Below are 6,939 nucleotides of genomic sequence, written 5' to 3'. Positions count from 1 at the left end.
GGTGCACCGTGGGCCGCCCCGACGGCGACACGGTGACCCGGGGGGAGGGCGTCACCGGGGACGGCGCCGGGGGCCGCGCCACGGGCGGCTCCGCGGGCCGCGGCCGACCGGCCGGGGGCCGCACCGTCCCGCCGGGCACGCACACGTCCACCCGGGCGCCGCGACCGTTGCCGTCGCCCGCGACGGCCACGTGGCCGTGCAGGGGGCAGAGCGCGGCCACCAGGCCCGCCCCGGCGAAGTACTGCCAAGCCGTCACCGCGGTCCTCCCGATCGGCAGCCACATGAGGGTTACGGCTGAAGAAACGATCAAGGGGCGAGTTCGACACGCGGCGGACAGGTCAAGATCTTTGTCCGAAGGGCCGTACCGCTGCGGCCCGCGTACGGCTACGTGCGGCTACGTGCGGCTGTCACTGGGCGTGCCGGGCCGGTGCGGGGTGTCGGTGGCCGGGGAGACCGTGCCCGCGAGGATCCGCAGCGCGGCCTCGGAGGGCGAGCCGGCTTCCGCCGTGTAGGTGATCAGGGTCTGGTCGGGATCGTCGGGCGGGCTGAGGCTCTCGTAGGCGAGGGTGAACTCGCCGACCAGGGGATGCCGCAGGTGGTAGCCGCCGTGGGTCTTCTCCGCCACCTCCTGGGCCTGCCACATGGGCCCGAACTCCGGGCTTCGATCACCCAGCTCCTCGATCAACGCGGCGAAGCGGGCGTCGTGCGGGTGGCGGGCGAGGTCGAAGCGGAGGTAGGCGACGAGGTCCCGCGCCTTGGTCTCCCAGTTGACGAACCGGCCGCGCACCTCGGGGTGCAGGAAGACCAGCCAGGCCTTGTTCCGGCGCTCCGGCGGCAGCGCGGCGAAGTCGGTCACCAGGGTCGCGAACAGCGGGTTCCAGGCGAGGATGTCCGTGCGCCGGCCCAGGACGAAGGCCGGGGTCTCCGGCATCGCCTCCAGCAGCCTGCGCAGGCCGGGGCGGACCTGCTGCACGTCCTCGGCGGCGGCCGCCGCCGCGGGGTTCGCCCCGGAGGCGGCCCGGCCGGTGTTTCGCACGAGCCGGGTGAGGTGCTCCGTCTCCGCCGCGTCCAGCCGCAGGGCGGTGGCCACGGCAGCGACCACGGACTCGGAGACGTTCTCGGCGCGGCCCTGCTCGAACCGCGTGTAGTAGTCGACGCTGACCCCGGCGAGCTGCGCCAGCTCCTCCCGGCGCAGGCCGGGAACCCGGCGGCGGCCGCCGAAGGAGGCCACTCCCGTGTCCTCGGGGCGGATCCTGGCGCGGCGCGACCGCAGGAAGTCGCCGAGTTCTGTCCTGGGCCCTGTCCGGTTCATGTCGCAGATCCTATGCAAGTCCGGGGACGGAGGACCGTCCGGTCCGGGACCGGCCGGAGCCCCCTTACGACTATCCCCCGCTTCCCCGCCCCTCACCCTGCCGGCCCGCGAGCAGGAGCCGCCCGCCCCGCCCGCCCCGGCCGGTTCGCCCCGGCGCGCCCAGACCGCCCCGGTCCTGGTCACGGTGGCGGTGTGGCTGCCGCCGTTCCCCGTCCCGGCCGGCCGGTGCACCCGGGGCGGCGACGGCGCCCCGGTCGGCCTCCGGCACCCACCACCGGGTCGCGGCCCGTCGGCCCGGCCCATGAGCCCGCCCCCTCGTCGGCGCCGTCCGTCAGCCTCCGGAGCGGATCCCGGTGACCACGGCCCGCCTCGGCCTGCCGGTCGGACCGGAGTACTCGACCTCGTGGCCGACGGCCTGCCACATCAGGGCCTGGCCCAGCGGCGAGGAGGGCGAGATGGTGGTCTCCTCCCCCGCCGCCAACTCCGCCACCACGTAGGGAGAACCGTCGTCCTCCCCGTCGAGTTCGAGGGTGAGCAGCGCGCCCGGGACGACGAGCTTCGGCTCCCCGGCGTCGCCGTCCATCGAGACGGCGTCGAGGAACGCCTGGAGGTGGGTGACCCGGCGCTCCCGGCGGGCCCTCCGGTCGTTCCGCGTCTTGCGCAGGAAGACCAGGTTGGCAGCATCCGCATCGACGGGCGTCTCGTCCGCGCGCGCCAACTCGGCTCGAAGCAGCTGTAGTTCGACCAGCACACGGCGGTAGCAGGCGGGCGCCACCGAACGCACCGGGAAGGACGAACTCTGACGGTACGTCATCGACCCGCCGAGCTTGGCGGGCCCCGGCACGGCAGGCACCGGCGGTACGGGCGGCTCGACCGACACGAACGGCTCGGGCCACAGCTCCGCCTGCGCGGGGGCCACCGGCTCCTGGGCCGTTCCGGGTACGACCTCCGGCCGTTCCTCCGCCACCGGAGCCGGCGTCACCGGCTCCGGATCCACCGGCTCAGGCGTCACCGGCTCCGGATCCACCGGCCCGTCGACCGACCCCTCGGCGCAGGCCGCGCCTTCGCCCACGGGCTGCGGCCCGGCCTGCGCCGGCTCGTCCCGTACCGGGTCGATGCCCAGCCGTACGAGCGCCTCCCTCAGCGGGGCCATCGCCTGGTCCCGGTCGAGGTGGAAGCGACTGCCGCGGACGCGGACGAACGTCCAGCCCACCCGTTCCAGATCCCGCTGGCGCTGCGCGACGGTCGAGGCGTCCTCGCCCTCAGCGAAGCTGTCGCCGTCGCACTCGACGGCCAGCCGCTGCGTCCCGCCCTCGACGACCAGGTCGATCGCGTGCCGGCCGACCCGGTACTGGGGGCGCACCCGGTAGCCCTCGGAGACGAGCTCCCGGTACACCCGCTGCTGGAACAGGCTCTCGAAGGCCTCGTGGCGCTGGTCGGCGGTGACCTCTCCGACGAGCTCGGCCTCCGCCTCCTCGGCGGGCCGGGACAGGTGGTCCAGGTACTCGCGGCGCAGGTCGTTCTCGTGGAACGCCTCCGGCTTCGCGCTGTGGAAGACCCACACCTGGTCCCGGGCCCGGGACGCGGCGACGTTGACGCGCTGCTCGTAGCTCTTGCCGCTGTACCCGCCGGGGACCCGACCGGACTCCGTCGAGGCGGAGTTGACGCAGGAGATGAACATGACGTCGCGTTCGTCGCCCTGGAAGCCCTCGGCGTCGGCCACGCGGATCCGGCGCGCCTCGCGTTCCTCGTAGGAGAGGGAGGTCGCCAGGAGGTTCTCCAGTTCCTGCGTGTGCGCCTTGGCTGCGCGCAGGCTGATGACGCCCATCGTGCGGCCCGCGTAGGCGGGGTCCGCGCAGCACTCCACCAGGGCGTCCACCAGGGCCCGCGCCTCGGCCGTGTTGACGAGCTTGGTGTTCAGGCCGGTCGTCGCGCCGGACTCGACGTGGACCCGGCGCATCGGGGGCAGCCGGTCGGCCCCGTACTGGCGCAGCGGCAGCAGGGCCCCGTTGTAGCAGAGTTGGTTGGAGAAGCCGATGATCTCCGGCATGCAGCGGAAGTGCTCCTTGAGCATGAGCGTGCCGCGGCCGGCGGCCAGCGCCTCCGTCAGGTCGAAGAAGCTGCTCTCGGGGCCGAAGAGGCCCTTGCGGGCCGGGTCCAGACCGGTGAGGAGCTTGTCCTGGAGCTTGAAGTACTCGTCGTGCCTCAGGCCGATGTTGGACGGGCTGACCTGCTTGCTGTCACCGACCACGACGATCCGGTCGGCGAGCCAGGTGAGCAGCATGGCCTCCAGACCGGACTGGCTCGCCTCGTCGACGATGACGACGTCGAACAGGCCCGGCCGGTCCATCGGCACCGTCTCCGCCACCTGGTGCAACGGCATGATCCAGGCCGGTACCGCGCTCTGGGCCTCGCGCAGGGCAACCTGCGCGTCGCGCCGGTACCGGTGCTGGTACTTGCCCTTGATCCGGCGGACGGCGTTCTGGTACGCCTTCAGGGCGGTGGTCTGGTCGCCGGTCAGCAGGGACAGCGACCCGTGCCAGGCCCGGGCCGCGGCGAGTTTGCTGAGCGTGATCCGGATCTCGTCGTCGGCCTCGGCCAGGCCCAGGGTCAGGGTGCGCTCGGCCTCCGGGTCGGTCAGCCGCTCCATCCGCTCGCGCCACGCCGACCAGGCCCAGGCCTCGGGCAGCTCGGCCAGCCGGGGCTCCCAACCGGAGTCCTCGGCGGTGTCCACGATCCGCCCCGCGAGCGCGGGGAAGGCCGCGTCGACCCGGGACCTCGCCGCGACCTGGGCGGAGCGCAGGGCGGCCGCTTCCCGTACGTCCGCGAGCTGTTCGCAGATCTCCCGGTACGCCGCGCGGTCGCGGGCACCGACCGCTTCACGGGCGGCGACGAGCGCGGGGGCGGCCGCCGGCCGGTCCGTCCACCGGCGCAGCAGCTCGGCGGCGGAGGCGAGCAGGCGTCGCGGGCGCTCGGCGGCCCGCAGGGTCTCGCCGACCCGCAACAGGCTGCGCACGGCGGATTCCGTGGCCGGCTCGTGCCAGGCGGCGTGGGCCAGTTCCGGTACGACGGCCGCGACCGCGAGCACGTCGGCCCGTGCGGACACCACCCGCATCAGCGCTCCGAGGAACTCGATCTCCTGACGCAGTGCGGCCAGCCGGGGGGCGTGGCCCGTCCAGGGCGTCCGCGGCCCCGACCAGTCGCCCTCGAAACGGGCCAGGCGCAGCTCCAGCCGCACCCGGGCCAGGACCAGCGCCGCGCCGTCCACGGTGTCCGGGGCCCGCCCGTCCACCTGGACCTGCTCGACGAACGGGCCCACCGTCTTCGCCAGTTTGGTGCGGATCCCCAGGGGCCCGCGGAGCTTCTGGCCCTGCCCGAGGGCGTCGTGGAGGGTGGTGGCGAGGCTCAGCGCGTCGGCGGGCGCGAAGCCCTCGATACCGGACACCAGGGCGCTCCCGAGCGCGCCGAGGGCCTCCTCGGCCGCCGTCAGGGCCTCGGTGGCGGCGGCGTGCCGGGAGCGCACCTCGTGGTCCCGGCCGCCGAGCACGTCGGCGAGGGCGGTACGTCCCGGGTCGCCGAGCGCCCCGGCCTTGGCGACGGCCTCGCCCCGGGCGGCCGCGAAGGCTCCGAGCGCGTCGCCGAGGCGCTGCTGTTCCGCGGCGGTGAGGCGGTTGACGAGCCCGTCGTATCCGGCGGCCACCGGTTCGCCGCGCACCGCCTCGTACGCCTCCTCGGCCGCGCGCACGCCCTCGACGGCTTCGTCGAAGTCACCCGGCGAGGGGAGTTCCTCCGGCCCGGGGACCTCGGCCGCGAGGGCCTGCCGCTCGGGGGTGTAGGCCCTGGTCGCGTGGAGCAGGGTGAGGACCCCGGCCGCGGTGAGTTCCGGCCGGTTCGCGGGGACCGGGCCGATCCACTCGTACCGGCCGGCCTCCGCGGCCAGGCGCTCGGCGATCTGCTGGAGGCTGCCGGTGTAGTCGCCGATCTCCGGCGGGAACCGGCGGGTCTCCTGGTCGCGCAGGACGCCCAGGTCGTCGATCAGGGCCGTCTGCCGACGCCGGGCCTTGGCCAGCCGGGCCGCGAGCCGGTCGATCTCGTCCTGCGCGGCCCTCGGGTCGTAGCCCGCGAAGCGGTGGAGGATCGTCTGGACGGAGGCTTCCAGTTCCCGCTGGGCACTGGTGCCGTCCTCGGTCCGGCTGACGCACAGGTCCCTGACGGATTCGGGGAGCTTGTCGCGGACCACGCGCAGGGCCCGCGGGGTGTGGCTGGTGATGAGGACGCGCTTGCCCTGGGCCAGCAGGTCGGTGACGAGGTTGGCGATGGTGTGCGTCTTGCCGGTGCCCGGCGGCCCCTGGACGACGACGAGGCGGTTGCCGCGCAGTCGCTCCGCGATGGTTCGTTGTTCCTCGTTGGCGGGGAGCGCGAAGTACAGCTCCGCCGGCCGGCCGTCGGCCTCGGGCTCGTCGCCGGCGGTCCGGGCGCCGTCGCCCCCGGCCACGTAGCGCAGCAGTTCGGTGGGGCGCGCGCCGCCGTCCACCTGGCGGGCGATCGTGTTCAGCGCCTCCAGCGTGGAGCGGCGGGTCCGCTCGCGCAGGACGAGCGCCGGGGTGAACCCGACGACCGGCACGGCGAGGGTGTGCGGGGTGACCCGTTCGTCGCCGGGCAGGTAACTGCCCGCGCTGTGGGCCGCGTTGACCCAACTGCGCAGGGCGGTTTCCAGCTCGTCCAGCTGCTCGGGCTCGGTGGCGTCCGCGGCGCGTTCGAGGGCCTCCCGGATCTCCTCCCGGACCAGGCCCTGGACGTGCTGCTCGGCGTCGAGCATGCCCTCCTCCAGCTGGAAGCCGGGGGCGCCGGTGTCGGGTGCGGCCGAGAGGGTGCCGGTACCGGAGTCCATGCGCAGGACGGCCCGGTGGGTGAGCAGGTGCCGCTCCACGCGCTGACCGTCCGGGGACTGCCAGGTCAGGCGCCCGAAGCCGATGACGAGTTCGTAGGACTCGCCGAGGTTGGCGGCGTCCTCGTGCATCTTGTGGAGGCGGTCGTAGAGCCTGACGCCGGGCTCGGCCTCGCGGCGTCGGGCGGCCCATTGCCGCCAGGCGGCCTCCCACGTCCCGTACTGCTTCTCGATCTTGGCCCGGTCCGGGTGCGAGTCGAGTTCGAGGTACGCCTTCCGCAGCTGGATGCCGCCGGCGGAACGCTGGGCCGCGGGCTCGACGCGGCGGCGCAGGTGCGGGGGGTGCTCGGCCGTGAAGTCCCGGATCCCGTCAGCGGGAACCCAGGGTTCGAGCAGCTTCGACGGCAGCGGCGGCTCGGCGCGTTGGGGCCTTCGTACGGTGAGCCAGGCGGCCTCGTCCGCGGCCACGGGGCCCTCCAGGACGGAGGCGATGCCGGGTCCGTCGGGCAGGTCGGCGAACCACACCGTCCCCTGGGCCCCGTCGAGGGTGCGCACGGCCCGGGTGCGGGACTCCTCGGCCGCGGCGAGGAAGCGGAAGATCTGGCGGACCTTGTCCTGGTCGGAGGCCGTGGCCGGAGCGGTCCCGGCCGGCACGCCGCGCACGGGGGTCGGCGCCGCTGTCGCGTCCGCGAGGGGCACGCGGGCGACCACGGGGACGGACCCGCGGGCCTCGGGCGCG

At 74.8% G+C, this 6,939-nt stretch carries 2 protein-coding genes and 1 pseudogene; all 3 read right to left on the bottom strand.

The window, feature by feature from the left end; all coding sequences use genetic code 11:
* Positions 1–256, bottom strand: a pseudogene (locus tag NOD94_RS39385) (hypothetical protein); the annotation flags it as partial.
* A 138-nt stretch (positions 257–394) separates the two neighbouring features.
* Positions 395–1,312: a helix-turn-helix transcriptional regulator gene (locus tag NOD94_RS39380; protein WP_281211053.1), complete on the bottom strand. Its 918-nt coding sequence runs from the start codon at positions 1,310–1,312 to the stop codon at positions 395–397.
* Positions 1,313–1,643: 331 nt separating this feature from the next.
* Complete coding sequence (locus tag NOD94_RS39375) at positions 1,644–6,899, bottom strand: AAA domain-containing protein (RefSeq protein WP_281211052.1); 5,256 nt, start codon at positions 6,897–6,899, stop codon at positions 1,644–1,646.
* Between the last annotated feature and the right edge of the window lie 40 nt (positions 6,900–6,939).

The sequence above is a fragment of the Streptomyces sp. Isolate_45 genome (assembly GCF_024721315.2).
Taxonomy (GTDB): domain Bacteria; phylum Actinomycetota; class Actinomycetes; order Streptomycetales; family Streptomycetaceae; genus Streptomyces.
This window is presented reverse-complemented; position numbering and strand designations above follow the sequence as displayed.

Coding starts and splice junctions, on each gene's coding strand:
- NOD94_RS39380 (WP_281211053.1), bottom strand. CDS start 1,312: ATGAACCGGACAGGGCCCAGGACAGAACTCGGCGACTTCCTGCGGTCG.